Below are 24,586 nucleotides of genomic sequence, written 5' to 3' on the forward strand. Positions count from 1 at the left end.
GTTCTTAGGGTCTGCTGAAATGATCGCGAGCTTCCCCGACCATCGTCCGCGCCGCATGCGCCGCGACGATTTCTCCCGCCGCATGATGCGCGAATCGCGCCTCACTCCCGACGACCTGATCTACCCCGTTTTCATCCTCGAAGGCACCAACGTGCGCCAGGCCGTGCCGTCGATGCCGGGCGTGGAGCGCGTGTCGATCGATGTGTTGCTGAGCGTGGCCGAGCAGTGTGTGCAGCTTGGCATTCCGGTGCTGGCGCTGTTCCCTGTCATCGAGCCGTCCCTCAAGACGCCGGACGGTATCGAAGCTACAAACGCGGATGGCCTGATCCCGCGCGCGGTGAAGGCGCTCAAGGCGCGCTTCCCTGAGTTGGGCATCCTGACCGATGTGGCGCTCGATCCGTACACGAGCCACGGCCAGGACGGCGTGCTCGACGCCAACGGCTACGTGCTCAACGAAGAGACGGTCGACATCCTGATGCGCCAGGCACTGGTGCAAGCGGAGGCCGGCGTGGACATCGTCGCGCCGTCGGACATGATGGACGGCCGCATCGGCGCGATCCGCTTGGCGCTGGAGAACGACGATCACATCTACACGCGCATCATGGCCTACGCGGCAAAGTACGCTTCAGCGTTCTACGGCCCGTTCCGTGATGCGGTGGGCTCGGCGGCCAATCTGGGCAAGAGCAACAAGATGACTTACCAGATGGACCCGGCCAACTCGGACGAGGCGCTGCGCGAAGTGGCGCTCGACATCGCCGAAGGCGCCGACATGGTGATGGTCAAGCCCGGCATGCCGTATCTCGATATCGTGCGACGCGTGAAGGATGAGTTCCGCTTTCCCACGTACGTCTACCAGGTCAGCGGTGAATACGCGATGTTGAAAGCCGCCGCGCAGAACGGCTGGCTGGATCACGACAAGGTCGTGCTGGAATCGCTGCTGGCGTTCAAGCGCGCCGGCGCGAACGGCATTCTGACGTATTTCGCGCTGGACGCTGCCCGCCTGCTGCGCGCGTAATCAAGCCGTCGGCTTGACCGCCTGCGTCGTCGTCCCGATTGCGCGACGCAGGCTTTCCAGGAACGTGTCCGCGCGCTCAAAGCCCACCACGCGAGCCTTCAGTTCGCGACCCTGCGTATCGAAGAAGATCGTGCCCGGTGGGCCAAACAAGCCGAAGCGCTTGAGCAGCGCTTGATCATCCGCATTGTTGGCCGTCACGTCGGCCTGCAACAGCACCACATCGGCAAGCGCCTTGCGCACCCGCGCATCGGTAAAGGTCAGGCGCTCCATTTCCTTGCAGCTCACGCACCAGTCGGCATAGAAATCGAGCATCACCGCACGGCCGGACGCACTCGCATTGCGCACTTCCGCATCGAGTTCGGCGATGCTCCTGACGCGCTTGAAGGTCACGCCCTGGGTTTCGGCTTGCGCCGATGTTCCTGCCGACGCGCGAATCAATCCGGACAGCGGCTGCAGCGGATCGCGGCCGCCGGCGGCGACACCGACCAGTTGCGCGGCGCCCGCCAGCGCAAGCACCACCCCCGCAACCTTGCCCAGGCGCTGCACGTTGCCGGCCCCTTCGGGCAGCGAATCGAACGTCCGCAGAAACACGGCGGCGCCGATCAGCAACCCGCCCCACGCGACCATCACGGCCCACGCGGGCAACACGGGCTGCACAATCCACAACGCCACAGCCAGCAGGATGAAACCGAACACAGCCTTGGTGACGATCAGCCAATGACCGGCGCGCGGCAGCAAATTGCCCGCCCCCACACCCACGAGCACCAGCGGCACGCCCATGCCGATCGACATTGCAAACAGCGCCATACCGCCGATCGCAGCGTTGCCGGTCTGCGCGATATAGGCCAGCGCGCCGGCCAGTGCCGGTGTGACGCACGGCGACACGATCAACGCCGAAAGCGCGCCCATCACGACTGCTCCGACAATCTCGCCGCCACCATGCTTGCTGGAGGCTTTTGTCAGGTGATCGCGCCAGGCCGCCGGCAACTGCAGTTCATACAGACCGAACATCGACAGCGACAGCGCCACCATCAATACGGCGAATGCGCCGAGCACCCACGCGTTCTGCAACGCCGCTTGCAGGCCCTGTCCCGCCAAGCCCGCTGCCACGCCCACCGCGGTATAGACCACGGCCATACCCAGCACATACGCAACCGACACGAATGCGGCGCGGGAACGCGTCGCGTGCTCGCCGACAACGATCGCCGACAGGATCGGCAACATCGGCAGCACGCATGGCGTGAAGGTCAGCAACAGCCCGAGTCCGAAGAACAACGCCGCAATCGCCCCGAGGTTGCCGCTGCCCAGCGTGCTGGCGATGCGGCCGAGTGCGTCGCCGGAACTGATCTCGCCACCGCCCACGGACGACGCGCCCAGCGACGCTGCGGCGGGCTCGACATGGAATCGGCTCTTCATCGGCGGATAACACAGGCCCTGATCCGCGCATCCCTGCGACGTGACAATCAATGTGAACGGCGCCGTCGCGTTCTGCGCCTTTACATGGAATGCGACTTCATGGCGATAGGTTTCGACGTCCTTGTTGAACGTCTCGTCGAACTTGACCTTGCCCGCCGGCATGTCGGAAAGCGCCAGCGTGGTGGTTGCCGGATCCGCCGCGACCGCGAAACGCTCGCGGTACATGTAGTAGCCATCGGCAATAGCGAACTTGATTTCGACAGTTTGGCCATCGACTTGCGCGGCCGAAAAGCGAAATGCCTGTTCAGGCGGCAGGAAATCGTCGGCAGCATGCGCGGACACATGCACTGTCGCCATTGCGACCAGCAGCAATAGGCACTGCACCATGCGCCGCACGGACCGGAACGAAGAGAAAGTCATATCAACGGCAATCGAACATCAATTGGAGCGCTGGCGCGTTTCATCGGCAACCCACGCGAGATACCCTGGCAACCCGGCAGCGAGCGGCACAGCGATGATCTCAGGGACCTCGTACGGATGGGCCTCGCGCAGCGCGGCTTCCAATGCCGGGTAGGCTGCGCGCGTGGTCTTGATCAGCAGAGGAATCTCGGCGGCGTGCTCGATCGCACCATTCCACCAATACGTCGACGCACAAGCTGGCAAGCGATTGACGCACGCTGCTGCACGCGATTCCAGAACGACCTTGGTTACGCGATCCGCGCTGTCGGCATCGGGTAGGTTGGTCAGCACCAGCAGCACTTCGGTTCCGGCAGACATAGACACTCCACGGATGCTTTCCGACAGGCAAACGCAAAAAATGGGCAACAAAAAAGCCAGGATGTGAATCCTGGCTTCATTGTAATGCGCGCAGAAGCACGCATCTTGCAGCTTGCCCAGCGCGACGCCATGTCGCACTGGCAAACCTGGGCAACGCTTATTCAGCTGCGCCGTCGACTTCCACAGCTTCGGCAACTTCCGGACGATCGAGCAGCTCGACCAGTGCCATCGGCGCATTGTCGCCTTGGCGGAAGCCGAACTTCAGGATACGGGTGTAGCCGCCCGGACGGGTGGCGAAACGCGGGCCCAGTTCGTTGAACAGCTTGGTGACCATGTCGCGGTCGCGCAGGCGGGCGAATGCCAGACGGCGGTTGGCAACGGTGTCCTTCTTGGCCAGCGTGATCAGCGGCTCGACAACCTTGCGCAGCTCCTTGGCCTTCGGCAGGGTGGTCTTGATCAGCTCGTGCTGCAGCAGCGAGTTCGACATGTTGCGCAGCATCGCGAGACGGTGCGACGAGGTGCGGTTCAGTTTCCGCAAACCATGACGGTGACGCATGATGATTCCTTCTTAAAAGTGTTTAACCAGCTCTTCTATCGCCGCCGCTCATACAACATGGCGTGGCGCGGGCCGGTAGCCTTGACAATAAGCCACCCAAACAGCGATGGCGGAAAACCGGCCGATGCTCTCGCACCGGCCGACGATGACAACTTACTTCTCGAGACCTGCCGGCGGCCAGTTCTCGAGCTTCATGCCGAGCGTCAGGCCACGCGATGCGAGGACTTCCTTGATCTCGTTGAGCGACTTGCGACCCAGGTTCGGGGTCTTGAGCAGTTCGTTCTCGGTACGTTGGATCAGGTCGCCGATGTAATAGATGTTTTCGGCCTTCAAGCAGTTGGCCGAACGCACGGTCAGTTCCAGATCGTCGACCGGACGCAGCAGGATCGGATCGATCTGCGGCGCACGAGCGGCGGCCGCCTCGGCAGCGCTCTCGGTACCTTCCAGTGCAGCAAACACCGACAGTTGATCAACCAGAATGCGAGCCGACTGGCGAATCGCTTCTTCCGGCGAGATCACACCGTTGGTCTCGATGTTCATCACCAGCTTGTCGAGGTCAGTACGCTGCTCCACACGGGCAGACTCAACTGCGTACGACACACGGCGCACCGGGGCGAACGAGGCGTCCAGCACGATGCGGCCGATGACCTTGCTCGACTCATCGCCGAACTTGCGAACGTTGCCCGGCACGTAGCCGCGGCCTTGCTCGACCTTCAGTTGCAGGTCCAGCTTGCCACCTGCCGACAGGTTCGCGATGACGTGACCCGGATTGATGATTTCGACATCGTGCGGCAGCTCGATATCGGCGGCGGTCACCACACCTTCGCCTTCCTTGCGCAGCGACACCGTGACTTCATCACGGTTGTGCAGCTTGAACACCACGCCCTTCAGGTTCAGCAGCAGGTTGACGACGTCTTCCTGCACGCCATCGATGGTGGAATATTCGTGGACGACCCCAGCGATCGTAACTTCGGTCGGGGCATAGCCGACCATCGACGACAGCAGCACGCGGCGCAGCGCGTTACCGAGCGTGTGGCCGTAGCCGCGCTCGAACGGTTCCATGACGACCTTCGCGTGATGATCGCCAAGCGGCTCAACCGCAATAATTTTGGGCTTCAGGAGTGCTGTTTGCATTAGGTTGTCCTATTTCAATACCCTCGGCTCGTTACACCGATAAGGCTGACGGATTGGACTGGAAAGGTTCCATCACAAACATTGCGACGGAAGACGCACGTGCCGCAATCGCGTTGCGGCACGTAACGAATCGGATCGGCTCTGCGCCGGAGTACTGCCGGTGCAAGAACGCAATGTCGTTGACGATGAGCGTCCCCAGAAAGGCACACGAACCCGCACCTTGCGGTACGGGCGTCGTCATTAACGCGAATACAGTTCGACGATCAGGCTTTCGTTGATATCGCCGGCGATATCTGCACGATCCGGAGCCTGCTTGAAGATGCCTTCCATCTTCTTGGCATCCACGCTCACCCAGATCGGGAAGCCAGTCTGCTCAGCCAGCGTCAGCGACTCAGCAATACGCACTTGCTTCTTCGACTTTTCGCGGATGGCGATCACGTCACCCGACTTGACCTGAGCCGACGGAACGTTCAGAGCCTGGCCGTTCACGAGGATCGCCTTGTGCGACACCAGCTGACGGGCTTCTGCGCGCGTCGAGCCGAAGCCCATGCGGTAGACGACGTTGTCCAGACGCGACTCCAGCAGTTGCAACAGGGTTTCGCCCGTGTTGCCCTTGCGGCGATCGGCTTCTGCGAAGTAGCGGCGGAATTGACGTTCCAGCACGCCGTAGATGCGCTTGACCTTCTGCTTTTCACGCAGCTGGTTGCCGTAGTCGGAGGTGCGAGCGCCGGAAGTGCGGCCGTGCTGACCAGGCTTGCTGTCCAGCTTGCACTTGTCGGCGAGCGAGCGGCGTGCGCTCTTCAGAAAAAGGTCAGTACCTTCGCGGCGAGACAGTTTCGCCTTGGGGCCGGTATAGCGTGCCACGTTGTGTTCCTTCGTTATCAGTCACCCGGGGCGCAGAGGCCTCGGATGGTTCGCTTGCTCAGTCTCAGCAACAGGACGGCAGCGAACAGTGGGCTTATGAAAAGACGAAACCCGCCTTCCGGAAAAACCGGAAGACAGGCAAGCGGGCAAGTATAGCACCCGCAGACCGACCTCGCCAACAGCCGCGCGGTCGGTCGAATCGCTTAGATGCGACGACGCTTCGGCGGACGGCAGCCGTTGTGCGGCACCGGCGTCACGTCTTCGATCAACTGGATCTTGATACCCAGGTTGTTCAGTGCACGGACAGCCGATTCACGACCCGGGCCCGGGCCCTTGATGCGCACTTCCAGGTTCTTGATGCCTTGGTCCTGGGCCACGCGGCCAGCACTCTCAGCAGCCACCTGGGCAGCGAACGGCGTCGACTTACGCGAGCCCTTGAAGCCTTGGCCACCCGAAGTCGCCCACGACAGAGCGTTGCCCTGACGGTCGGTGATCGTGATGATCGTGTTGTTGAACGACGCGTGAACGTGCGCGATGCCGTCGGCGACGTTCTTGCGAACCTTCTTACGCGCGCGCTGGGCGGCGGTATTCGCTGCTTTTGCCATAGTTCCTATCCTTTACCCGACGGATTACTTCTTGAGCGCGACGCCGGCCTTGCGCGGACCCTTACGGGTACGGGCATTGGTGCGGGTACGCTGACCACGCATCGGCAGGCCCTTGCGGTGGCGCACGCCACGGTAGCAGCCCAGATCCATCAGGCGCTTGATGTTCATCGTCGTTTCGCGGCGGAGATCGCCTTCAACGAGGAATTTCTCGATTTCCTTACGCAGCGCGTCCTGGTCCGGATCCGTCAGGTCCTTGACCTTCTTGTCGGTCGGGATGCCAGTAGCCTCGCAAATCTTCTGAGCGCGCGAGCGGCCGATACCGTAGATCGCCGTCAAGCCAATCACGGTATGTTTGTGGTTGGGGATATTGACCCCTGCGATACGTGCCATTCGTCAATCCTCTTTGCGAAATTAGCCTTGGCGCTGCTTATGACGCGGGTCCGACGAGCAGATCACACGCACCACGCCCTTGCGCTTGATGATTTTGCAGTTGCGGCAAATGCGCTTAACAGAAGCCAGCACTTTCATGATTTTCCTCTTCCTTCAATTCCAGTCCGCTCACTTCGCCCGGAATACGATGCGCGCGCGGGACAGATCATACGGGGTCAATTCGACCGTCACCTTGTCCCCGGGCAAGATGCGGATGTAATGCATGCGCATCTTGCCGGAAATATGGCCTAACACTACGTGGCCGTTCTCTAGCTTGACGCGAAACGTTGCGTTGGGGAGGTTTTCCAGCACCTCGCCCTGCATCTGGATCACGTCATCTTTAGCCATGTCCCTTCAGGTTCGTGCGATCACTCCTAGCGGAGCGTCAGGTTTCCCTTGAAATTCGCCTTCTTCATCAAAGACTCGTACTGCTGAGACATCACGTAGGACTGCACTTGTGCCATGAAGTCCATCGTGACGACCACGATGATCAACAGGGACGTCCCACCGAAGTAGAACGGCACGTTCCAGCGCAGCACCAAGAACTCCGGCAACAGACACACCAGCGTGATGTAGATCGCACCCGCCAAGGTCAGACGCACCAGAATCTTGTCGATATACCGCGTGGTTTGCTCGCCCGGACGGATGCCCGGAATGAACGCCCCACTCTTCTTCAGGTTATCCGCCACTTCCCGGCTGTTATAGACCAGCGCGGTGTAGAAGAAACAGAAGAAGATGATCGCCGCTGCATACAGCAGGATGTACACCGGCTGACCAGGCGACAGCGTCGCCGCCAAGTCCTTGACAACCCGTGCAACCGGATTCGTCGAGTTACCGGCTGTAAACCAGCCCGCGATCGTGGCCGGGAACAGAATGATCGACGATGCGAAGATCGGCGGAATCACCCCAGCCATATTCAACTTCAGCGGCAAATGCGACGACTGCCCGCCATAAATCTTGTTACCAACCTGCCGCTTGGCGTAGTTGACGAGGATCTTGCGCTGACCACGTTCAATGAACACGACCAGGAACGTCACCGCACCAATAATCGCCACGACCAGGATCGCCGAGAAAATCCCCATCGACCCCGTACGTACCAGCTCGAACAACCCGCCGATCGCGTTGGGCAGCCCTGCAGCAATCCCGCCGAAAATGATGATCGAGATCCCGTTGCCCAGACCACGCTCGGTGATCTGCTCACCCAGCCACATCAGGAACATCGTGCCCGTCACCAGCGTAATCACAGCGGTGGCCCGGAACATCAGGCCCGGATCCAAAACCAGACCCGGCTGCGCTTCGAGTGCCACTGCAATTCCCAGCGCCTGGAACGTTGCCAGGACGACCGTGCCGTAGCGCGTGTACTGCGTAATCTTGCGCTGGCCGGCTTGGCCTTCCTTCTTCAACGATTCCAGCTGCGGCAACACGATCGTCAGCAGCTGCATGATGATCGACGCCGAGATGTACGGCATGATCCCCAGCGCAAACACCGTGAAACGCGACAGCGCGCCGCCGGAGAACAGGTTAAACATCCCGAGGATGCCGCCCGACTGCCGTTGGAAAAGCTGCGCCAGTTGATCCGGATCGATACCCGGCACAGGAATGTGCGCGCCGATCCGGTACACCAGCAGTGCCAGGACCAGGAACACCAGCCGACGGCGAAGATCGCCGTACTTGGCCGTGTTCTTGGCCTGGGCCATCACATTAGGTTTCGCCGTGGCCAAACGGATGCTCCGTCAGTGTAAAACAGCAGGCTATTAGGCCAGCGAGCCACCAGCCGCTTCGATTGCAGCTTTCGCCCCAGCCGTCGCGCCGATACCCTTCAGAGTTACCTTCTTGTCGATTTCGCCCGACAGGATCACCTTGGCGCTCTTGACCATCTCGCCAACGAGGCCGGCTTGCTTGAGGGACAGCAGATCGATTTCTTCGATCGGCAGGCCCGCCAGGTCACCCAGACGCACTTCAGCGGTGAATTCCTTGGTCAGCGAGGTGAAACCACGCTTGGGCAGACGACGATGCAGGGGCATCTGGCCGCCTTCAAAGCCGACCTTGTGGAAACCACCCGAACGCGACTTCTGACCCTTGTGACCACGACCAGCCGTCTTGCCCAGGCCCGAACCAATACCGCGACCAACGCGGCGCTTGGCGTGCTTGGAGCCGGCTGCCGGCTTCAGGTTATTCAGTTGCATGCTCTTCTCCGTCTTGCCTTAGCCGATGACCTTGACCAGGTAGGACACCTTGTTGATCATGCCGCGCACTGCGGGCGTGTCCTGCAATTCGGACACCGAGTTCATGCGGCGCAGGCCCAGGCCGCGCACCGTGGCGCGGTGGTCTTCGCGCGTACCGATCAGGCTGCGCACGAGTTGGACTTTCACGGTTTTCTGCGACATATCGTTCACCTATCCCTTCGGCTTAGCCGAGGATCTCTTCGACCGACTTGCCACGCTTGGCGGCAACTTCGGCCGGGGTGCTCATCTTGCGCAGGCCATCCAGCGTTGCGCGCACCATGTTGTAAGGATTGGTCGAACCGTGCGACTTGGTCACGATGTTCGTCACGCCCATCACTTCGAAGATGGCGCGCATCGGGCCGCCGGCGATCACGCCAGTACCGTCCTTCGCCGGCATCATCTGCACCTTTGCGGCGCCATGCTTGCCAACCACTTCGTGCTGCAGCGTACCGTTCTTCAGCGGGACCTTGACCATCTTGCGACGGGCTTCGTCCATTGCCTTCTGCACGGCCACCGGGACTTCCTTAGCCTTACCCTTGCCCATGCCGATACGGCCGTCGCCGTCGCCGACCACAGTCAGAGCAGCGAAACCGAGAATCCGGCCGCCCTTGACCACCTTGGTCACACGGTTGACCGCGATCATCTTCTCGCGAAGACCGTCGTCGCGTTCGTCCCCTTGGACCTTAGGTTGAATTTTTGCCATGACGATATCCTCTATGCCGGCTTAGAACTTCAGGCCAGCTTCGCGTGCCGCGTCGGCCAGAGCCTTCACGCGACCGTGATAACGGAAACCCGAGCGATCGAACGCCACGGCTTCGATGCCGGCAGCCTTCGCCTTCTCAGCGATACGCTTACCCACCAGGGTGGCAGCAGCGGTGTTGCCACCGTTGCCGTTCAGTTCCTTGCGGACTTCGGCTTCCGCAGTCGAGGCCGAAGCCAGGACCTTGGTGCCATCTTCCGAGAAGACCTGCGCATAAATGTGCAGGTTCGTACGGTGCACAGCCAGACGGGCGACGCTCAGTTCCGCAATTTTCAGGCGGGTCTGACGTGCACGGCGCAGACGCGAGTCATTTTTGTTCATGATGTGCACCCTTACTTCTTCTTGGTTTCCTTCAGGATCACACGCTCATCGGCGTAGCGCACACCCTTGCCCTTGTAGGGCTCCGGCGGACGATAACCACGCACTTCGGCGGCGACCTGACCAACTTTTTGCTTGTCCGAACCCTTGATGATGATTTCGGTCTGCGTCGGCGTTTCCGCCTTCACGCCTTCCGGCATCTCATGGATCACGTCGTGCGAGAAACCGAGTTGCAGTTTCAGAGCGGTGCCCTGAACCGAAGCACGGTAACCCACGCCGACCAGGTTCAGCTTGCGCTCGAAGCCCGTCGTCACACCCTTGACCATGTTGGCCGTCAGGGCGCGCATCGTACCTTGCAGCGCATTGGCTTCACGCGACTCATCTGCCGGCGCGAACGTGATCGTGCCGTTGTCGGTGGTGACCTTGACCAGCGAGTGGATCGGCTGCGTCAGGGTGCCCAGCGGGCCCTTGACGGTCAGCAGACCACCAGCGAAATTAACTTCGGCGCCCTTGGGCAGCGCGATGGGAGCCTTACCTACGCGAGACATGGTTCCCCTCCCTTAGGCGACGTAGCAAATGACTTCGCCACCGACACCGGTTGCGCGGGCGCGGCGGTCCGTCATCAGACCCTGCGGGGTCGAGATGATGGCGACACCCAGGCCGTTCATCACTTGCGGGATTTCATTACGGCCCTTGTACACACGCAGACCAGGCTTCGAGACGCGCTCCAGGCGCTCGATGACCGGGCGGCCAGCGTAGTACTTCAGACCAATCGTCAGCGTGGACTTGCCACCCTGCTCGGTCACGGCGAATTCGTCGATGTAGCCTTCGTCCTTCAGGACTTTGGCGATTGCCACCTTCAGCTTCGACGACGGCATGACCACCGACGCTTTTTCCACCGCTTGCGCGTTGCGGATACGCGTCAGCATATCGGCGATCGGATCGCTCATGCTCATACTGTTTCTCCTGTAGCCTGTGCGTGATTACCAGCTGGCTTTCGTCAGACCCGGGATCTCGCCCTTGAAGGCGATCTCGCGGAGCTTGTTACGCGCCAGGCCGAACTTACGGAACGTACCGCGGGGACGACCGGTGATCGAGCAGCGGTTGCGCTGACGAGTCGGATTTGCATTGCGCGGCAGCGCTTGCAGCTTCAGACGCGCTTCGTAGCGCTCTTCTTCCGACTTGCTTTGGTCGGCCACGATGGCTTCGAGAGCGGCGCGCTTCTCAGCGTACTTGGCCACGAGCTTGGCACGCTTCTTCTCGCGTTCGATCAGAGACAATTTAGCCACGGTAACCCCTTAATTACGGAACGGGAACTTGAACGCGTTGAGGAGCGCCTTCGCTTCCTCGTCGTTCTTCGCAGTCGTCGTGATGCTGATGTTCAGACCACGGAGTGCGTCGATCTTGTCGTATTCGATCTCGGGGAAAATGATCTGCTCTTTCACACCGATGTTGTAGTTGCCACGACCATCGAACGCCTTGCCCGACACACCACGGAAGTCGCGCACGCGGGGCAGCGACACGGTGATGAAGCGGTCCAGGAATTCATACATACGTTGGCCACGCAGCGTGACCATCGTACCGATCGGGTAACCCTGACGAATCTTGAAGCCAGCGATAGCCTTGCGGGCCTTCGTCACGATGGGCTTCTGGCCAGCGATCTTGATCAGGTCGCCCGTGGCGTGCTCGATGACTTTCTTGTCATTGATGGCTTCGCCAAGACCCATGTTCAGGGTGATCTTGGTGATGCGCGGCACTTCCATCACGGACTTGTAGCCGAACTGCTTGATCAGCTCGGGCACAACCTTCTCTTTGTAAAACTCTTGCAGACGTGCAGTCATGCTCAACTCCTCTCTATTGCCCAGAATCAAGCGCCGACGGCAGCACCAGTGGTCTTCAGCACGCGCGTCTTCACGCCGCCTTCAACCTTGATGCCGACGCGCGACGGCTTGCCATTGGCATCCACGAGCGCAACGTTCGAAATATGGATGGGCATGACCTTGTCGACCACACCACCCGTCGTACCCAGCATCGGGTTCGGGCGCACGTGCTTCTTGGCAACGTTCACGCCTTCAACCGTCACATGCTCGGCGAGTACGGCCAGCACGGTACCTTGCTTGCCCTTGTCTTTACCGGTACGGACGATGACGCGATCGCCCTTGCGAATCTTGTTCATGCGGCCTCCGATTACAGCACTTCCGGCGCGAGCGACACGATCTTCATGAAGCGCTCGGTACGGAGTTCGCGAGTGACCGGCCCGAAGATACGGGTGCCGATCGGCTCAAGCTTGGTGTTCAGCAGCACGGCGGCATTGCCGTCGAACTTGATGAGCGAGCCGTCGGGACGGCGCACGCCCTTGGCGGTACGCACCACCACGGCGTTGTAGATATCGCCCTTCTTCACGCGACCACGCGGGGCAGCATCCTTGACGCTGACCTTGATGATGTCGCCGACGCTGGCGTAGCGGCGCTTCGAACCGCCCAGCACCTTGATGCACATGACTTCACGCGCACCCGTGTTATCGGCCACTTCGAGCCGGCTTTCTGTCTGAATCATGGTGTTCTCGTCCCAACTTAATTCGCCAAACGCACAATGCGCAGAGGCGATCAGTCTTGGTCCCGCCGGCTGCTGGCATTGCGCCAACTGCGATTGGGTTGATCAACTTGAAGTCGGTAGCTGCCCGACGGCGATTGCCGCCTGGCCCATTCGCTTTTCCCCTTCACCCGAGCCACCAGCATATTTGCCGGCCACCCTCACAAAGGGAAAGACCGAGACTATATCACATAATCTCGGTCTTGCAACAGCAAACTGCTCGCTGTTGTTTTAGATCACGCGTGCAGCTTCAAGCAGACGCGACACCACCCACGACTTGGTGCGGGAGAGCGGACGCGATTCCGTGATCTCGACCTTGTCGCCTTCGTTGTACTGGTTGGCTTCGTCGTGCGCGTGGTACTTCTTCGAGCGCACCACGTACTTGCCGTACAGCGGATGCTTGACGCGGTTTTCGATCAGGACCGTGACGGTCTTGTCCATCTTGTTGCTGACAACGCGACCGACGAGCGTGCGCTTCAGGGACGTTGCGGCTTCAGTCATTTCTGGTTCCCCTTCTGGCCCAGCACGGTGCGGACACGCGCGATGTCACGACGCACCTTCTTCAGCTGGCTGGTGTTCTGCAGCTGTTGCGTCGCTTTTTGCATGCGCAGGCCAAATTGGGCCTTCAGCAGCTCGGAGAGCTCCTGGTTCAGCCCGGCGACATCTTTGTCGCGCAGTTCGGATGCTTTCATGGTGTGTGCTCCTTACGTTCCGACCTGACGCACCACGAAGCTGGTCGCGATCGGCAGCTTAGCAGCGGCCAGGCGGAATGCCTCGCGTGCCAGTTCTTCGCCAACGCCGTCCATTTCGTACAGCATCTTGCCCGGCTGAATTTCAGCCACGTAGTATTCCGGGTTGCCCTTACCGTTACCCATACGGACTTCGGCAGGCTTCTTCGAGATCGGCTTGTCCGGGAAAATCCGGATCCAAATGCGGCCGCCACGCTTGATGTGACGGGTCATCGCACGACGGGCCGACTCAATCTGACGCGCGGTCAGACGGCCGCGGCCCATCGCCTTCAGACCGAACTCGCCGAACGAGACTGCGTTGCCGCGCGTCGCGATACCGGTGTTACGGCCCTTCTGCTCCTTGCGGTACTTCCTGCGCTTAGGTTGCAGCATGTTTATTCTCCAGTCTTGGCGTCGGCGCCACGACGGGCACCTGCACCAGCACCGCGGCGCTGACCGGCCGGGCGATCGCCTTCACGGCGACGACCTTCCGGGCGACCCGGACGGCGACGGCGCTCATCTTCCTTCGGCTCTTCCACGACAGGTGCGTCGTTGCGGCCAAGGTGGTCGCCCTTGTACACCCACACCTTGACACCGATGATGCCGTAGGTGGTTTCTGCTTCGGAGAAGCCGTAGTCGATATCGGCGCGCAGCGTGTGCAGGGGCACACGGCCTTCGCGGTACCACTCGGTACGGGCGATTTCGATGCCGTTCAGACGGCCCGAGCTCATGATCTTGATGCCTTGGGCACCCAGACGCATCGCATTCTGCATCGCGCGCTTCATTGCGCGACGGAACATGATGCGGCGCTCGAGTTGCTGCGTGATCGAATCGGCGATCAGCTGTGCATCGACTTCCGGCTTGCGGATTTCTTCGATGTTCACGTGCACGGGCACGCCCATGCGACGCTGCAGCTCAGCCTTCAGCAGTTCGATGTCTTCGCCCTTCTTGCCGATCACCACGCCCGGACGCGAGCTGTAAATGGTGATACGAGCATTCTTGGCCGGACGCTCGATGACCACGCGGCCCACCGACGCGTTCTTCAGCTTCTTCTTCAGAAACTCGCGAACCTCGATGTCTTCCTTGAGCATGCCGGCAAACTGGGTGTTGCTCGCGTACCAACGCGATGCCCAGTTACGGCTGACAGCCAGACGGAAGCCAGTCGGATGAATCTTCTGTCCCATCGTGACCCCTTAGTTGCCCAGCGTCACAGTGATGTGACAGGTTTGTTTCTCGATGCGGTTGCCACGGCCCTTCGCACGCGCCGTGAAGCGCTTGAGCGACGTGGCCTTGTCGATGTAGATCGACTTGACCTTCAGCTCGTCGATATCGGCGCCTTCATTGTGCTCGGCGTTCGCGATGGCGGACTCAACCACCTTCTTCACGATGCCAGCCGCCTTCTTCGGGCTGAACGTCAGCACGTTGAGCGCGCGCTCGATCGACAGACCGCGGATCTGGTCAGCAACCAGGCGCGTCTTCTGTGCGGAGATACGGGCGCCGCGATGAATCGCTTTAACTTCCATGATTGCCCCTTATCGCTTCGCTTTCTTGTCGGCAGCGTGGCCCTTGAACGTACGCGTGAGCGCAAATTCGCCGAGCTTGTGGCCAACCATGTTTTCCGTGACATACACGGGCACGTGCTGACGACCGTTATGAACGGCGATCGTCAGGCCGATGAAGTCCGGCAGAATGGTCGAACGACGCGACCAAGTCTTGATGGGCTTCTTGTCCTTCGTTTGCACTGCCGCCTCAACCTTCTTCAGCAGGTGGGCGTCAATGAAAGGACCCTTTTTTACGGAACGAGTCATATCTAAGCTCCTACCTACCGATTAACGCTTGTGACGGCGCTGAACGATCATGCTGTCAGTGCGCTTGTTACGACGGGTGCGGTAGCCCTTGGTCGGCGTGCCCCACGGGGACACCGGATCACGGCCAGCAGCAGTCTTACCTTCACCACCACCGTGCGGGTGATCGACCGGGTTCATCACCACACCGCGAACGGTCGGGCGAATACCGCGCCAACGAGTTGCACCAGCCTTGCCGATCTGGCGCAGGCTGTGCTCTTCGTTGCCGACTTCACCAATGGTCGCGCGGCACTCGATGTGCACGCGGCGCACTTCACCCGAGCGCAGACGCACTTGAGCGTAGATGCCTTCGCGAGCCAGCAGCACGGCGGACGTACCGGCCGAACGGGCAACTTGAGCGCCCTTGCCCGGCAGGATTTCCACGCAGTGGATCGTCGTACCGACAGGGATGTTGCGAATCGGCAGGTTGTTACCGGCCTTGATCGGCGCTTCCGAGCCGTTGGCGATGGCTTGGCCAACCACAGCGCCCTTCGGGGCGATGATGTAGCGGCGCTCGCCATCAGCGAACAGCACGAGCGCGATGTTGGCGCTACGGTTCGGATCGTATTCCAGGCGCTCGATCTTGGCCGGGATACCGTCCTTGTCGTTACGCTTGAAGTCGACGATGCGATAGTGATGCTTGTGACCACCGCCCTTGTGACGGGTGGTGATGTGGCCGTTGTTGTTACGACCCGACTTCTGGATTTGCTTTTCCAGCAGCGGAGCGTGCGGCGCGCCCTTGTGAAGGTCGGGGTTAACGACCTTCACCATCGAGCGGCGGCCCGGCGATGTCGGCTTGGTTTTGACGAGTGCCATGATTACTTGGCCTCCGCTTCAAAATTGATTTCCTGGCCCGGCTTCAGCGAGACATAGGCCTTCTTCACGTGGTCACGACGACCCATGAAGCGACCGAAGCGCTTTTGCTTGCCCTTCTGGTTCAGGATCTGGACGGACTCGACCTCGACCTTGAACAGCAGCTCGACAGCAGCCTTCACTTCGCCCTTGTTGGCGTCGCGAGCCACTTCGAACACGACCTGTTCGTTCTTCTCGGCCACCAGGGTTGCCTTTTCAGACACCACAGGCGCCAGCAGCACCTGCATCAGGCGATGGTCGTTCTTGGCAACTTGCGTCATTTCAGCAACTCCTCGATCTGCGCGACGGCTGCCTTGGTCACGAGCACCTTCTTGTAGTGCACGAGCGACAGCGGGTCGGCGTGACGCGGCTCAACCACGAGCACGTGCGCCAGGTTGCGCGATGCCAGGAAGAGATTTTCGTCCAGGTTATCGGTAATCACGAGCACCGAATCCAGGCCCATGGCGCGGAACTTGTCGGCCAGCAGCTTGGTTTTGGGCGCGTCGACGGACAGGCTGTCAACGACGTTGATGCGACCTTCACGGGCGAGCTGCGAATAAATCGAGCGCATGCCGGCGCGGTACATCTTCTTGTTGACCTTCTGCGAGAAGTTTTCTTCCGGGCTGTTCGGGAAGATACGACCACCCCCGCGCCACAGCGGGGAGGAGCTCATACCTGCACGGGCGCGGCCCGTACCCTTTTGACGCCACGGCTTCTTGGTCGTGTGCTTGACCTCTTCACGGTCCTTCTGCTTACGGTTACCGCTGCGAGCGTTGGCCTGGTAAGCGACGACGACTTGGTGAACGAGGGCTTCGTTGTAGTCACGGCCGAACACTTCCGGCGAGGCAGCAACGCCGGCGCCGAGTTGACCGTTGTCCTGGAGCAGCTTCAGTTCCATGCGTTTGCTCCTTATGCCTTCTTGGCGCGGGCCTTCACGGCCGGCGTGACGATGACTTGACCGCCCTTGGCGCCCGGAATCGCACCCTTGACCAGCAGCAGCTTGCGCTCTGCGTCGATCTTGGCGATTTCCAGGTTCTGAACGGTACGGGTGACGTCACCCATGTGACCGGTCATGCGCTTGCCCGGGAACACGCGACCCGGATCCTGCGCCATACCGATCGAACCCGGCACGTTGTGCGAGCGCGAGTTACCGTGCGAGGCGCGGCCCGACGAGAAGTTGTAACGCTTGATGGTACCGGCGTAGCCCTTACCAATCGTCACACCCTGAACGTCGATCTTCTGACCGACTTCGAACAGGTCGACGCTGATGTTCGCGCCAGGCTGGAATTCAGCGGCACGAGCGGCATCCACTCGGAATTCTTTGATGACTTCGCCCGCTTCCACGCCGGCTTTGGCGAGATGACCCGCCAGCGGCTTGGTGACGCGGCTGGCGCGTCGGGTGCCGAAGGTGACTTGAACCGCGGTATAACCGTCGGTCTCGTCCGTCTTGATTTGCGTCACGCGGTTGTCGCCGACCTCGAGCACGGTGACGGGAATCGAATCGCCGTCGTCCGTGAAAATACGGGTCATGCCAACCTTGCGACCTACAAGGCCAAGGCTCATGGTTTGCTCCATTCCCAGCTGCGATTGGCCGGGGCTGATTGATACTACGAATCTTGAACTGGACTGCGCCTAAAGAGACAGCGCGAGGCCAAATGGCCAGCCCACTCCCCTCACTAAAGGGGTAGCCCTACAATATATCCCGGTTACGAACAATATGCAAGGCCGATTGCCGGATAGCGCCCGGACGTCGTGTGCAACGCAACATCTGCCGCGTAAAAGCAAAACGGCGAGCACTTGGCTCGCCGTTTGCCCGTTACCGGAGTGACCCGGCAGCGTTGTCTTGCTTATTGCAGCTTGATCTCGACGTCCACGCCAGCCGGCAGGTCCAGCTTCATCAGCGCGTCGACGGTCTTGTCCGTCGGATCGACGATGTCCATCAGGCGCTGGTGCGTGCGGATTTCGAACTGGTCGCGGCTGGTCTTGTTGACGTGCGGCGAACGCAGAACGTCGAAACGCTGGATGCGGGTCGGCAGGGGCACCGGGCCCTTGACGATCGCGCCGGTGCGCTTGGCGGTCTCGACGATTTCAGCGGCGGACTGGTCGATCAGGCGATAGTCGAAAGCCTTCAGGCGGATACGGATCTTCTGGTTCTGCATGATGTTTCCTTAAAGAGCATGGCGGCCAGGCCGCCGGTAGATTGAAAGAGCGATGCTACAGGCGATGCGCCGCACCGCTTACGAGGAACAGCGCATCGATCCGCCTTTTACTTCAGGATCTTGGCAACGACGCCAGCACCCACGGTACGGCCGCCTTCACGGATAGCGAAGCGCAGGCCTTCTTCCATGGCGATCGGGGCGATCAGCTTGACGGTGATCGACACGTTGTCGCCCGGCATGACCATTTCCTTGCCTTCCGGCAGGGCGATCGAGCCAGTCACGTCCGTCGTACGGAAGTAGAACTGCGGACGGTAGTTGTTGAAGAACGGCGTGTGACGGCCGCCTTCGTCCTTCGACAGGATGTAGACCTCGCCCGTGAATTCGGTGTGCGGCTTGATCGAGCCCGGCTTGGCCAGCACTTGGCCGCGCTGGACGTCTTCGCGCTTCGTGCCGCGCAGCAGAATACCGACGTTGTCGCCTGCTTGACCTTGGTCCAGCAGCTTGCGGAACATTTCCACGCCCGTGCAGGTCGTCTTGTCGATCTTCGGCTTGTCGCCGTCCATGGCGATACCGACGATTTCGATTTCTTCGCCGACCTTGATGATGCCGCGCTCGATACGGCCGGTCACCACGGTGCCGCGGCCCGAGATCGAGAACACGTCTTCCACCGGCATCAGGAACGTACCGTCAACAGCGCGCTCCGGCGTCGGGATGTAGGTGTCCAGTGCGTCGGCCAGGTTCATGATGGCCACTTCGCCCAGTTCGCCCTTGTCGCCTTCCAGCGCCAGCTTGGCCGAACCCTTGATGATCGGGGTGTCGTCGCCCGGGAAGTCGTACTTCGACAGAAGTTCACGCACTTCCATCTCGACCAGCTCCAGCAGCTCAGCGTCGTCCACCATGTCGCACTTGTTCAGGAAGACGATGATGTACGGCACGCCGACCTGACGGGCCAGCAGGATGTGCTCACGCGTTTGCGGCATCGGGCCGTCAGCGGCCGAGCACACCAGGATGGCGCCGTCCATCTGGGCGGCACCGGTAATCATGTTCTTGACGTAGTCGGCGTGGCCCGGGCAGTCCACGTGCGCGTAGTGGCGGTTAGCCGTTTCGTACTCGATGTGCGCGGTGTTGATCGTGATGCCGCGTGCCTTTTCTTCCGGCGCTGCGTCGATTTCGTCGTACTTCTTCGCGGTACCACCGAACTTGCTCGACAGCACGGTTGCGATCGCTGCGGTCAGCGTCGTCTTGCCGTGGTCAACGTGACCAATCGTACCAACGTTCACGTGCGGCTTGGTCCGCTCGAACTTTTCCTTTGCCATGTCAGCTCCTCAATTCGGAATCGGCTAATTACTAGATTTGGGATGCAGGCGGCACGCACGCGCGCGCCGCCAAAACACGTTGATTACTTCGTACCCTTGGCAGCCATCACAGCTTCGGCGATGTTCTTCGGTGCCTCAGCGTATTGCTTGAATTCCATGGTGTACGTGGCGCGGCCTTGCGTCTGCGAGCGCAGCGACGTCGAATAACCGAACATTTCCGACAGCGGGACTTCGGCCTTGATGATCTTGCCGCCGCCCACCATGTCGTCCATGCCCTGCACGATGCCGCGGCGGGACGACAAGTCGCCCATCACGGTACCCGTGTAGTCTTCCGGCGTTTCCACTTCCACAGCCATCATCGGCTCCAGCAGAACCGGAGTGGCGCGGCGCATGGCTTCCTTGAAAGCCATCGAACCGGCCATGCGGAACGCGTTTTCGTTCGAGTCCACGTCGTGGTACGAACCGAACGTCAGCGTGACCTTCACGTCCACCACCGGGAAGCCCGCCAGAATACCGGACGGCAGCGTGTCGACGATGCCCTTCTCGACCGCCGGGATGTATTCGCGAGGAATCACACCGCCCTTGATGGCGTCGACGAATTCGAAGTTCTTGCCAGCCTTCTTCGCCTCGTCGTCCGCCGGTTCCAGCGTGATCACAGCGTGACCGTACTGACCGCGACCGCCGGACTGCTTGACGAACTTGCCTTCAACGTCTTCAACCTTCTTGCGGATGGTTTCGCGGTAGGCAACTTGCGGGGCGCCGATGTTGGCTTCCACGCCAAATTCGCGCTTCATGCGATCGACCAGAATTTCGAGGTGCAGCTCACCCATACCCGAAATGATGGTCTGACCCGATTCTTCATCGGTACGCACGCGGAACGACGGATCTTCAGCAGCCAGGCGGTTCAGGGCGATGCCCATCTTTTCCTGGTCAGCCTTGGTCTTCGGCTCGACAGCCTGCGAGATCACCGGCTCCGGGAACACCATGCGCTCGAGAATGATCGGAGCGCTCGGGTCGCACAGCGTGTCACCCGTGGTGGCGTCCTTCAGGCCCACCGCAGCGGCGATGTCGCCTGCCAGCACTTCCTTGATTTCTTCGCGCTGATTGGCGTGCATCTGCAGAATACGGCCCAGACGCTCCTTCTTCTGCTTCACCGGGTTGTACACGGTGTCGCCGGAGTTGATCTTGCCCGAGTAGACGCGGAAGAAGATCAGCTGACCAACGAACGGGTCGGTCATGATCTTGAACGCCAGTGCCGAGAACTTTTCGTTGTCGTCAGCCTTGCGCTCGAGCTTCTTCTCTTCGTCGTTTTCGTCGATGCCCTGAACCGGCGGAATGTCGACCGGCGACGGCAGGAAGTCGATCACGGCGTCGAGCATGCGCTGCACGCCCTTGTTCTTGAACGCGGTGCCGCACAGCATCGGCTGGATTTCGCAGGCGATGGTACGGTCGCGCAGCGCCTTGACGATCTCAGCACGGGACAGCTCTTCGCCGCCCAGGTACTTTTCCATCAGCTCTTCGCTGGCTTCAGCAGCCGACTCGACCATCTTCTCGCGCCACTCGTTGGCGACGTCAACCAGATTGGCCGGGATGTCGTGGTATTCGAACTTCACGCCCTGGCTGGCTTCGTCCCAAATGATCGCCTTCATTTCCAGCAGATCGACGACGCCCTGGAAGCCGTCTTCGGCGCCGATGGGCACCACGACGGGCACCGGGTTGGCCTTCAGACGGGTCTTCAGCTGGTCGTAGACCTTGAAGAAGTTCGCGCCGGTACGGTCCATCTTGTTGACGAACGCCAGACGCGGCACCTTGTACTTGTTGGCCTGACGCCAGACGGTTTCCGACTGCGGCTGCACGCCACCCACCGCGCAGTACACCATGCACGCGCCGTCCAGCACACGCATGGAACGCTCCACCTCGATGGTGAAGTCCACGTGGCCCGGGGTGTCGATGATGTTGAAGCGGTGCTCGGGGTAGTTGCCGCCCATGCCCTTCCAGAAGGCGGTGGTAGCAGCGGACGTGATGGTGATGCCGCGCTCTTGCTCCTGCTCCATCCAGTCCATGGTGGCAGCGCCATCATGCACTTCACCGATCTTGTGGTTCACACCGGTGTAGAACAGGATCCGCTCGGTCGTGGTGGTCTTGCCGGCGTCGATGTGAGCGGAAATACCGATGTTACGGTAGCGCTCAATGGGGGTCTTACGAGCCACGGTTAATCCTCAGATTCGTCAACGGGGCGCTGGCCCACGGCCAAGCGCCCCTAATACAAATGGGCGAGATGTGCGCACACAGCCCGCCCAGCAACCAACAACGTCTCGCGTCGCTTAGAAGCGGAAGTGCGAGAACGCCTTGTTGGCTTCAGCCATGCGGTGCACTTCGTCGCGCTTCTTCATGGCGCCGCCGCGGCCTTCCGAGGCTTCGAGCAGCTCACCAGCCAGACGCAGGGCCATCGACTTCTCGCTGCGCTTCTTCGCAGCTTCCCGCAGCCAACGCATCGCCAATGCCAGACGACGCGACGGCCGGACTTCGACCGGCACCTGATAGTTGGCGCCACCAACACGACGGCTCTTCACTTCGACCACCGGCTTGATGTTGCCGATAGCCAGCGTGAACACCTCGATCGGCGCCTTGCCTGCTTTCTTTTCGATCTGGTCGAACGCACCGTAGACGATACGTTCAGCCACCGACTTCTTGCCGTCCAGCATCAGGACGTTCATGAACTTGGCGACTTCCACATTGCCGAACTTCGGGTCCGGCAGAATTTCCCGCTTGGGGACTTCACGACGACGTGGCATCTTCTTTCCTTCTCTGTTCAGTTGAGAACCGCCTCGGTTCTCCGGCCACCAACTAGCTTGTCTTCCAACAATCTGAGCCGGGTGACCACTTACTCGACGGTGCCAGTGCGGTCAAAAAACGCACCGTTGTACCGCCTGCTCATGACAAGACCGTGACCGCAAAAGCGGCGCGATCTCACTGGCGACTTAGGCCGCCTTCGGACGCTTCGCGCCGTACTTCGAACGCGCTTGCTTACGGTCCTTGACGCCTTGCAGGTCAAGGGAGCCGCGCACGATGTGGTAACGCACACCCGGCAAGTCCTTCACACGGCCGCCGCGGATCAGCACGACGCTGTGTTCTTGCAGGTTGTGGCCTTCACCGCCGATGTACGAAATGACTTCGAAACCGTTGGTCAGGCGCACCTTGGCGACCTTACGCAGTGCCGAGTTCGGCTTCTTCGGCGTCGTGGTGTACACGCGGGTGCACACGCCGCGACGCTGCGGGCAGTTCTCAAGTGCCGGGCTCTTGCTCTTCAGCTTTTCCGAGACGCGGGGCTTGCGAACCAGTTGATTGATGGTTGGCATTGTTCAATCCAGCTTGGTTTTTGAAAAATCGCCGGCTCACATAACGTGAACGCCTCATTTGGGAGGCGGACGGCGCAATCGGGTTTTATGGAAGTGGCGAGCAGAACGCTCTGAAGGGAGGACCTGCGGGAACAGATCAAGACCAAAGAGCGCGAGCCCGTCTGATTTCAGATGCCTTGCACAGCATTTGCCGGGCATGGACGCGCGAAACCAGAAGCCAAAAACTCGAATCTGGCACTATAGCGGGCTGTCTTGCAAGCGTCAAGCGCGCCGCCAGTCTGGCGACGGGCCCGTCGGTCAGCAGCGGCGCGGTGTGGCGCCGATGGCACGCTGCGCACTAGCGGGCCATATGAAGACGAGTGCAGCGGCCACCACAAACCCGAGCGCGAGAAGCGATACGCCGATCCAGCCGGCGCGCACCCAAGCCACGCCGGCCAAGCCGCCCCCGGCTGCGGCGCCGAAGAAAAACGCCCCGGTGTACAGGCCGTTCACGCGCCCCCGGACCTCCGGCGACAGCGTGTTGACCATGTAGCGGCCGAGCGCCTGGTCGCCGATGGCGCCAAAGTCGAGCAACAACGCTGCGGCGGCCAGCATCACCAACATGACAGGGGCGCTCAGGCCCGGCAGCAGCGCCGAAGCGAGCGCCAACAGCAGACCCGTCGCCGCACTGCCATGCGCGAGCAGCGTGCCAACGCGCACCAAGCCGCGATCCGCCAGCCGTCCGGCGATGGGCGCCGCCACGACGCCGGCCGCGCCGCACAGCGCGAAGATGCCGATGCCGTTCTGCGAAAGATGGAACGGCGCGGCCGCCAGCCGCAGTGCAACAGCCGTCCAGAACAGCGTGAAGGCCGCCATCAGCAAAGCTTGCGTGGCGGCGCGGCGACGCAATACCGGTTCGCTGCGCAGAAGATGGCCATACGACTTGAGCAACGCGCCATACGACAGCGCGCGCGGCGGCACGAAGGTCGGCATTACGCGCGGCAGAAGGACTGCCAGCACGGCAATCGCCACCGCCGATGCACCGTAGAACGCACGCCAGCCCCATTGCGCCGCGATCAGGCTGGCCGCCGGGCGCGACAGCAGGATGCCCAGGTTCAGGCCGATCATGATGTCGCCGAGCACGCGGCCGCGCCGGTGGTCTGCGGCCAAGCGGCCCGCCAGCGCGATCAGCATCTGAATGACCGTCGACGTGAGGCCGATGGCAAAGGCGGCCAGCATCAGCACTTGGCCGCTCTGCGCGACCGTGGTCAGCACCAGCGACGCCACCGCGCCCCATAGCGTGCGCGAGGCGAGCGCGCGATTGTCCTGCAGGTCGGTCAGCGGCATCAGCAGCAACAGGCCGATGCCGTAGCCGACCAGCGTGGCGGTCACGAGCAGCCCGGTGGCGGCCGTGGTCCAGCCGATGCTCGCGGCGATCTCGGCGACCAGCGGCTGGATGCCGAACAGGTTGATGACGATGAGCCCGACGGCGGCGGCAAACAGCGGCGTGGCGCCGCGAGGGAGCGCGTCGGTGAGGGACGTGTTGGGAACGGCTGGGGCTTCGGTGGTCATGATGGGCGGGACGAAGAGTCGGAAACCCCATCCTAGCCAGCCGATTCGCGCAGATTAAGGTAGCCTCTGGCGTCATATTGTTTCCA

The 24,586-nt window shown here is 61.1% G+C and carries 37 protein-coding genes; 1 reads left to right on the forward strand and 36 read right to left on the reverse strand.

Annotated elements, in window-relative coordinates:
• The first annotated feature begins 19 nt into the window (after nt 1-19).
• On the forward strand, nt 20-1,015 hold the full coding sequence (gene hemB, locus ABIC76_RS24140) for a porphobilinogen synthase (protein WP_354535476.1): 996 nt from the start codon (nt 20-22) through the stop codon (nt 1,013-1,015).
• Here hemB and dsbD read toward each other — a convergent pair whose 3' ends face one another.
• From dsbD to ABIC76_RS24320, 36 genes are all read right to left on the reverse strand, one after another.
• The gene (gene dsbD, locus ABIC76_RS24145) at nt 1,016-2,851 is read right to left on the reverse strand and encodes a protein-disulfide reductase DsbD (protein WP_354535477.1); all 1,836 of its coding nucleotides are present in this window, start codon (nt 2,849-2,851) and stop codon (nt 1,016-1,018) included.
• An 18-nt stretch (nt 2,852-2,869) separates the two neighbouring features.
• On the reverse strand, nt 2,870-3,208 hold the full coding sequence (cutA, locus tag ABIC76_RS24150; RefSeq protein ID WP_343548755.1) for a divalent-cation tolerance protein CutA: 339 nt from the start codon (nt 3,206-3,208) through the stop codon (nt 2,870-2,872).
• A gap of 157 nt (nt 3,209-3,365) precedes the next feature.
• On the reverse strand, nt 3,366-3,764 hold the full coding sequence (gene rplQ / locus ABIC76_RS24155; RefSeq protein WP_024977878.1) for a 50S ribosomal protein L17: 399 nt from the start codon (nt 3,762-3,764) through the stop codon (nt 3,366-3,368).
• Nucleotides 3,765-3,917: 153 nt separating this feature from the next.
• The gene (locus ABIC76_RS24160) at nt 3,918-4,898 is read right to left on the reverse strand and encodes a DNA-directed RNA polymerase subunit alpha (RefSeq protein WP_004634508.1); all 981 of its coding nucleotides are present in this window, start codon (nt 4,896-4,898) and stop codon (nt 3,918-3,920) included.
• A gap of 240 nt (nt 4,899-5,138) precedes the next feature.
• Nucleotides 5,139-5,762 (reverse strand): 30S ribosomal protein S4, encoded by a 624-nt coding sequence (rpsD, locus tag ABIC76_RS24165; RefSeq protein ID WP_354535478.1) that lies wholly within the window; start codon nt 5,760-5,762, stop codon nt 5,139-5,141.
• A gap of 203 nt (nt 5,763-5,965) precedes the next feature.
• Complete coding sequence (gene rpsK, locus ABIC76_RS24170; RefSeq protein WP_003264143.1) at nt 5,966-6,367, reverse strand: 30S ribosomal protein S11; 402 nt, start codon at nt 6,365-6,367, stop codon at nt 5,966-5,968.
• A gap of 24 nt (nt 6,368-6,391) precedes the next feature.
• Nucleotides 6,392-6,757: a 30S ribosomal protein S13 gene (gene rpsM / locus ABIC76_RS24175; protein ID WP_004634501.1), complete on the reverse strand. Its 366-nt coding sequence runs from the start codon at nt 6,755-6,757 to the stop codon at nt 6,392-6,394.
• Between the two features lie 21 nt (nt 6,758-6,778).
• Nucleotides 6,779-6,895, reverse strand: a complete 117-nt coding sequence (gene rpmJ, locus ABIC76_RS24180) for a 50S ribosomal protein L36 (RefSeq protein WP_003264141.1) — start codon at nt 6,893-6,895, stop codon at nt 6,779-6,781.
• A gap of 30 nt (nt 6,896-6,925) precedes the next feature.
• Complete coding sequence (gene infA / locus ABIC76_RS24185) at nt 6,926-7,144, reverse strand: translation initiation factor IF-1 (RefSeq protein WP_003264140.1); 219 nt, start codon at nt 7,142-7,144, stop codon at nt 6,926-6,928.
• A 26-nt stretch (nt 7,145-7,170) separates the two neighbouring features.
• Entirely contained in the window at nt 7,171-8,493 is a 1,323-nt protein-coding gene (secY, locus tag ABIC76_RS24190; RefSeq protein ID WP_037027069.1) for a preprotein translocase subunit SecY, read from the reverse strand.
• A 57-nt stretch (nt 8,494-8,550) separates the two neighbouring features.
• Nucleotides 8,551-8,982 carry a 50S ribosomal protein L15 gene (rplO, locus tag ABIC76_RS24195; RefSeq protein WP_024977880.1) on the reverse strand — a complete coding sequence of 144 codons (432 nt, stop codon included), beginning with the start codon at nt 8,980-8,982 and terminating at the stop codon, nt 8,551-8,553.
• A gap of 18 nt (nt 8,983-9,000) precedes the next feature.
• Nucleotides 9,001-9,183 (reverse strand): 50S ribosomal protein L30, encoded by a 183-nt coding sequence (rpmD, locus tag ABIC76_RS24200; RefSeq protein WP_003264137.1) that lies wholly within the window; start codon nt 9,181-9,183, stop codon nt 9,001-9,003.
• 22 nt (nt 9,184-9,205) lie between these two features.
• Complete coding sequence (gene rpsE / locus ABIC76_RS24205) at nt 9,206-9,724, reverse strand: 30S ribosomal protein S5 (protein WP_004634493.1); 519 nt, start codon at nt 9,722-9,724, stop codon at nt 9,206-9,208.
• Nucleotides 9,725-9,745: 21 nt separating this feature from the next.
• Nucleotides 9,746-10,102 (reverse strand): 50S ribosomal protein L18, encoded by a 357-nt coding sequence (gene rplR, locus ABIC76_RS24210; RefSeq protein ID WP_004634492.1) that lies wholly within the window; start codon nt 10,100-10,102, stop codon nt 9,746-9,748.
• Between the two features lie 11 nt (nt 10,103-10,113).
• Nucleotides 10,114-10,647: a 50S ribosomal protein L6 gene (gene rplF / locus ABIC76_RS24215; protein ID WP_012763152.1), complete on the reverse strand. Its 534-nt coding sequence runs from the start codon at nt 10,645-10,647 to the stop codon at nt 10,114-10,116.
• A gap of 12 nt (nt 10,648-10,659) precedes the next feature.
• Entirely contained in the window at nt 10,660-11,055 is a 396-nt protein-coding gene (rpsH, locus tag ABIC76_RS24220; RefSeq protein WP_004634489.1) for a 30S ribosomal protein S8, read from the reverse strand.
• Between the two features lie 27 nt (nt 11,056-11,082).
• The gene (gene rpsN, locus ABIC76_RS24225; RefSeq protein ID WP_004634486.1) at nt 11,083-11,388 is read right to left on the reverse strand and encodes a 30S ribosomal protein S14; all 306 of its coding nucleotides are present in this window, start codon (nt 11,386-11,388) and stop codon (nt 11,083-11,085) included.
• A 9-nt stretch (nt 11,389-11,397) separates the two neighbouring features.
• Nucleotides 11,398-11,940, reverse strand: coding sequence for a 50S ribosomal protein L5 (rplE, locus tag ABIC76_RS24230; protein ID WP_009241894.1), 543 nt, complete (start codon nt 11,938-11,940; stop codon nt 11,398-11,400).
• A gap of 26 nt (nt 11,941-11,966) precedes the next feature.
• Nucleotides 11,967-12,275: a 50S ribosomal protein L24 gene (gene rplX / locus ABIC76_RS24235; protein ID WP_009241893.1), complete on the reverse strand. Its 309-nt coding sequence runs from the start codon at nt 12,273-12,275 to the stop codon at nt 11,967-11,969.
• An 11-nt stretch (nt 12,276-12,286) separates the two neighbouring features.
• Nucleotides 12,287-12,655, reverse strand: a complete 369-nt coding sequence (gene rplN / locus ABIC76_RS24240; protein ID WP_003264129.1) for a 50S ribosomal protein L14 — start codon at nt 12,653-12,655, stop codon at nt 12,287-12,289.
• Nucleotides 12,656-12,922: 267 nt separating this feature from the next.
• Entirely contained in the window at nt 12,923-13,192 is a 270-nt protein-coding gene (gene rpsQ, locus ABIC76_RS24245; RefSeq protein WP_004634482.1) for a 30S ribosomal protein S17, read from the reverse strand.
• Nucleotides 13,189-13,383: a 50S ribosomal protein L29 gene (gene rpmC / locus ABIC76_RS24250; protein WP_004634481.1), complete on the reverse strand. Its 195-nt coding sequence runs from the start codon at nt 13,381-13,383 to the stop codon at nt 13,189-13,191. The genes rpsQ and rpmC overlap by 4 nt, the downstream gene beginning before the upstream one ends.
• A gap of 12 nt (nt 13,384-13,395) precedes the next feature.
• Nucleotides 13,396-13,812 (reverse strand): 50S ribosomal protein L16, encoded by a 417-nt coding sequence (gene rplP, locus ABIC76_RS24255; RefSeq protein ID WP_003264123.1) that lies wholly within the window; start codon nt 13,810-13,812, stop codon nt 13,396-13,398.
• A gap of 2 nt (nt 13,813-13,814) precedes the next feature.
• Nucleotides 13,815-14,603: a 30S ribosomal protein S3 gene (gene rpsC, locus ABIC76_RS24260; RefSeq protein ID WP_311530543.1), complete on the reverse strand. Its 789-nt coding sequence runs from the start codon at nt 14,601-14,603 to the stop codon at nt 13,815-13,817.
• Between the two features lie 9 nt (nt 14,604-14,612).
• Entirely contained in the window at nt 14,613-14,942 is a 330-nt protein-coding gene (gene rplV, locus ABIC76_RS24265) for a 50S ribosomal protein L22 (protein WP_004634479.1), read from the reverse strand.
• Between the two features lie 9 nt (nt 14,943-14,951).
• Nucleotides 14,952-15,227 (reverse strand): 30S ribosomal protein S19, encoded by a 276-nt coding sequence (rpsS, locus tag ABIC76_RS24270; RefSeq protein ID WP_004634478.1) that lies wholly within the window; start codon nt 15,225-15,227, stop codon nt 14,952-14,954.
• A 21-nt stretch (nt 15,228-15,248) separates the two neighbouring features.
• Nucleotides 15,249-16,079 carry a 50S ribosomal protein L2 gene (gene rplB, locus ABIC76_RS24275; RefSeq protein ID WP_009241891.1) on the reverse strand — a complete coding sequence of 277 codons (831 nt, stop codon included), beginning with the start codon at nt 16,077-16,079 and terminating at the stop codon, nt 15,249-15,251.
• 2 nt (nt 16,080-16,081) lie between these two features.
• Nucleotides 16,082-16,396, reverse strand: a complete 315-nt coding sequence (gene rplW / locus ABIC76_RS24280) for a 50S ribosomal protein L23 (RefSeq protein ID WP_004634476.1) — start codon at nt 16,394-16,396, stop codon at nt 16,082-16,084.
• The gene (gene rplD / locus ABIC76_RS24285) at nt 16,393-17,013 is read right to left on the reverse strand and encodes a 50S ribosomal protein L4 (protein ID WP_004634475.1); all 621 of its coding nucleotides are present in this window, start codon (nt 17,011-17,013) and stop codon (nt 16,393-16,395) included. Before rplD ends, rplW begins: the two co-directional genes overlap by 4 nt.
• An 11-nt stretch (nt 17,014-17,024) precedes the next feature.
• On the reverse strand, nt 17,025-17,678 hold the full coding sequence (gene rplC, locus ABIC76_RS24290; protein WP_004634474.1) for a 50S ribosomal protein L3: 654 nt from the start codon (nt 17,676-17,678) through the stop codon (nt 17,025-17,027).
• Nucleotides 17,679-17,962: 284 nt separating this feature from the next.
• Nucleotides 17,963-18,274 carry a 30S ribosomal protein S10 gene (rpsJ, locus tag ABIC76_RS24295; RefSeq protein WP_004634473.1) on the reverse strand — a complete coding sequence of 104 codons (312 nt, stop codon included), beginning with the start codon at nt 18,272-18,274 and terminating at the stop codon, nt 17,963-17,965.
• A 107-nt stretch (nt 18,275-18,381) separates the two neighbouring features.
• Nucleotides 18,382-19,590, reverse strand: a complete 1,209-nt coding sequence (gene tuf / locus ABIC76_RS24300) for an elongation factor Tu (RefSeq protein ID WP_102067425.1) — start codon at nt 19,588-19,590, stop codon at nt 18,382-18,384.
• 83 nt (nt 19,591-19,673) lie between these two features.
• Entirely contained in the window at nt 19,674-21,800 is a 2,127-nt protein-coding gene (gene fusA / locus ABIC76_RS24305; RefSeq protein ID WP_027680274.1) for an elongation factor G, read from the reverse strand.
• 114 nt (nt 21,801-21,914) lie between these two features.
• A complete protein-coding gene (gene rpsG, locus ABIC76_RS24310; protein WP_004634470.1) occupies nt 21,915-22,385 on the reverse strand; it encodes a 30S ribosomal protein S7 in 471 nt (156 codons plus the stop codon).
• 186 nt (nt 22,386-22,571) lie between these two features.
• The gene (gene rpsL, locus ABIC76_RS24315) at nt 22,572-22,949 is read right to left on the reverse strand and encodes a 30S ribosomal protein S12 (protein ID WP_003265519.1); all 378 of its coding nucleotides are present in this window, start codon (nt 22,947-22,949) and stop codon (nt 22,572-22,574) included.
• A 297-nt stretch (nt 22,950-23,246) separates the two neighbouring features.
• The gene (locus ABIC76_RS24320; protein ID WP_354535479.1) at nt 23,247-24,500 is read right to left on the reverse strand and encodes an MFS transporter; all 1,254 of its coding nucleotides are present in this window, start codon (nt 24,498-24,500) and stop codon (nt 23,247-23,249) included.
• Nucleotides 24,501-24,586 lie beyond the last annotated feature (86 nt).

It is taken from the genome of Ralstonia sp. 1138 (assembly GCF_040544795.1).
Taxonomy (GTDB): Bacteria; Pseudomonadota; Gammaproteobacteria; order Burkholderiales; family Burkholderiaceae; genus Ralstonia; species Ralstonia flatus.

What these genes read in the sequence shown, in the direction of transcription:
- hemB (WP_354535476.1), top strand. Translation starts at nt 20, where the DNA reads ATGATCGCGAGCTTCCCCGACCATCGTCCGCGCCGCATGCGCCGCGAC.
- dsbD (WP_354535477.1), bottom strand. Translation starts at nt 2,851, where the DNA reads ATGACTTTCTCTTCGTTCCGGTCCGTGCGGCGCATGGTGCAGTGCCTA.
- cutA (WP_343548755.1), bottom strand. Translation starts at nt 3,208, where the DNA reads ATGTCTGCCGGAACCGAAGTGCTGCTGGTGCTGACCAACCTACCCGAT.
- rplQ (WP_024977878.1), bottom strand. Translation starts at nt 3,764, where the DNA reads ATGCGTCACCGTCATGGTTTGCGGAAACTGAACCGCACCTCGTCGCAC.
- ABIC76_RS24160 (WP_004634508.1), bottom strand. Translation starts at nt 4,898, where the DNA reads ATGCAAACAGCACTCCTGAAGCCCAAAATTATTGCGGTTGAGCCGCTT.
- rpsK (WP_003264143.1), bottom strand. Translation starts at nt 6,367, where the DNA reads ATGGCAAAAGCAGCGAATACCGCCGCCCAGCGCGCGCGTAAGAAGGTT.
- rpsM (WP_004634501.1), bottom strand. Translation starts at nt 6,757, where the DNA reads ATGGCACGTATCGCAGGGGTCAATATCCCCAACCACAAACATACCGTG.
- rpmJ (WP_003264141.1), bottom strand. Translation starts at nt 6,895, where the DNA reads ATGAAAGTGCTGGCTTCTGTTAAGCGCATTTGCCGCAACTGCAAAATC.
- infA (WP_003264140.1), bottom strand. Translation starts at nt 7,144, where the DNA reads ATGGCTAAAGATGACGTGATCCAGATGCAGGGCGAGGTGCTGGAAAAC.
- secY (WP_037027069.1), bottom strand. Translation starts at nt 8,493, where the DNA reads ATGGCCCAGGCCAAGAACACGGCCAAGTACGGCGATCTTCGCCGTCGG.
- rplO (WP_024977880.1), bottom strand. Translation starts at nt 8,982, where the DNA reads ATGCAACTGAATAACCTGAAGCCGGCAGCCGGCTCCAAGCACGCCAAG.
- rpmD (WP_003264137.1), bottom strand. Translation starts at nt 9,183, where the DNA reads ATGTCGCAGAAAACCGTGAAAGTCCAACTCGTGCGCAGCCTGATCGGT.
- rpsE (WP_004634493.1), bottom strand. Translation starts at nt 9,724, where the DNA reads ATGGCAAAAATTCAACCTAAGGTCCAAGGGGACGAACGCGACGACGGT.
- rplR (WP_004634492.1), bottom strand. Translation starts at nt 10,102, where the DNA reads ATGAACAAAAATGACTCGCGTCTGCGCCGTGCACGTCAGACCCGCCTG.
- rplF (WP_012763152.1), bottom strand. Translation starts at nt 10,647, where the DNA reads ATGTCTCGCGTAGGTAAGGCTCCCATCGCGCTGCCCAAGGGCGCCGAA.
- rpsH (WP_004634489.1), bottom strand. Translation starts at nt 11,055, where the DNA reads ATGAGCATGAGCGATCCGATCGCCGATATGCTGACGCGTATCCGCAAC.
- rplE (WP_009241894.1), bottom strand. Translation starts at nt 11,940, where the DNA reads ATGACTGCACGTCTGCAAGAGTTTTACAAAGAGAAGGTTGTGCCCGAG.
- rplX (WP_009241893.1), bottom strand. Translation starts at nt 12,275, where the DNA reads ATGAACAAGATTCGCAAGGGCGATCGCGTCATCGTCCGTACCGGTAAA.
- rplN (WP_003264129.1), bottom strand. Translation starts at nt 12,655, where the DNA reads ATGATTCAGACAGAAAGCCGGCTCGAAGTGGCCGATAACACGGGTGCG.
- rpsQ (WP_004634482.1), bottom strand. Translation starts at nt 13,192, where the DNA reads ATGACTGAAGCCGCAACGTCCCTGAAGCGCACGCTCGTCGGTCGCGTT.
- rpmC (WP_004634481.1), bottom strand. Translation starts at nt 13,383, where the DNA reads ATGAAAGCATCCGAACTGCGCGACAAAGATGTCGCCGGGCTGAACCAG.
- rplP (WP_003264123.1), bottom strand. Translation starts at nt 13,812, where the DNA reads ATGCTGCAACCTAAGCGCAGGAAGTACCGCAAGGAGCAGAAGGGCCGT.
- rpsC (WP_311530543.1), bottom strand. Translation starts at nt 14,603, where the DNA reads ATGGGACAGAAGATTCATCCGACTGGCTTCCGTCTGGCTGTCAGCCGT.
- rplV (WP_004634479.1), bottom strand. Translation starts at nt 14,942, where the DNA reads ATGGAAGTTAAAGCGATTCATCGCGGCGCCCGTATCTCCGCACAGAAG.
- rpsS (WP_004634478.1), bottom strand. Translation starts at nt 15,227, where the DNA reads ATGACTCGTTCCGTAAAAAAGGGTCCTTTCATTGACGCCCACCTGCTG.
- rplB (WP_009241891.1), bottom strand. Translation starts at nt 16,079, where the DNA reads ATGGCACTCGTCAAAACCAAGCCGACATCGCCGGGCCGCCGCTCGATG.
- rplW (WP_004634476.1), bottom strand. Translation starts at nt 16,396, where the DNA reads ATGACGCAAGTTGCCAAGAACGACCATCGCCTGATGCAGGTGCTGCTG.
- rplD (WP_004634475.1), bottom strand. Translation starts at nt 17,013, where the DNA reads ATGGAACTGAAGCTGCTCCAGGACAACGGTCAACTCGGCGCCGGCGTT.
- rplC (WP_004634474.1), bottom strand. Translation starts at nt 17,678, where the DNA reads ATGAGCCTTGGCCTTGTAGGTCGCAAGGTTGGCATGACCCGTATTTTC.
- rpsJ (WP_004634473.1), bottom strand. Translation starts at nt 18,274, where the DNA reads ATGCAGAACCAGAAGATCCGTATCCGCCTGAAGGCTTTCGACTATCGC.
- tuf (WP_102067425.1), bottom strand. Translation starts at nt 19,590, where the DNA reads ATGGCAAAGGAAAAGTTCGAGCGGACCAAGCCGCACGTGAACGTTGGT.
- rpsG (WP_004634470.1), bottom strand. Translation starts at nt 22,385, where the DNA reads ATGCCACGTCGTCGTGAAGTCCCCAAGCGGGAAATTCTGCCGGACCCG.
- rpsL (WP_003265519.1), bottom strand. Translation starts at nt 22,949, where the DNA reads ATGCCAACCATCAATCAACTGGTTCGCAAGCCCCGCGTCTCGGAAAAG.
- ABIC76_RS24320 (WP_354535479.1), bottom strand. Translation starts at nt 24,500, where the DNA reads ATGACCACCGAAGCCCCAGCCGTTCCCAACACGTCCCTCACCGACGCG.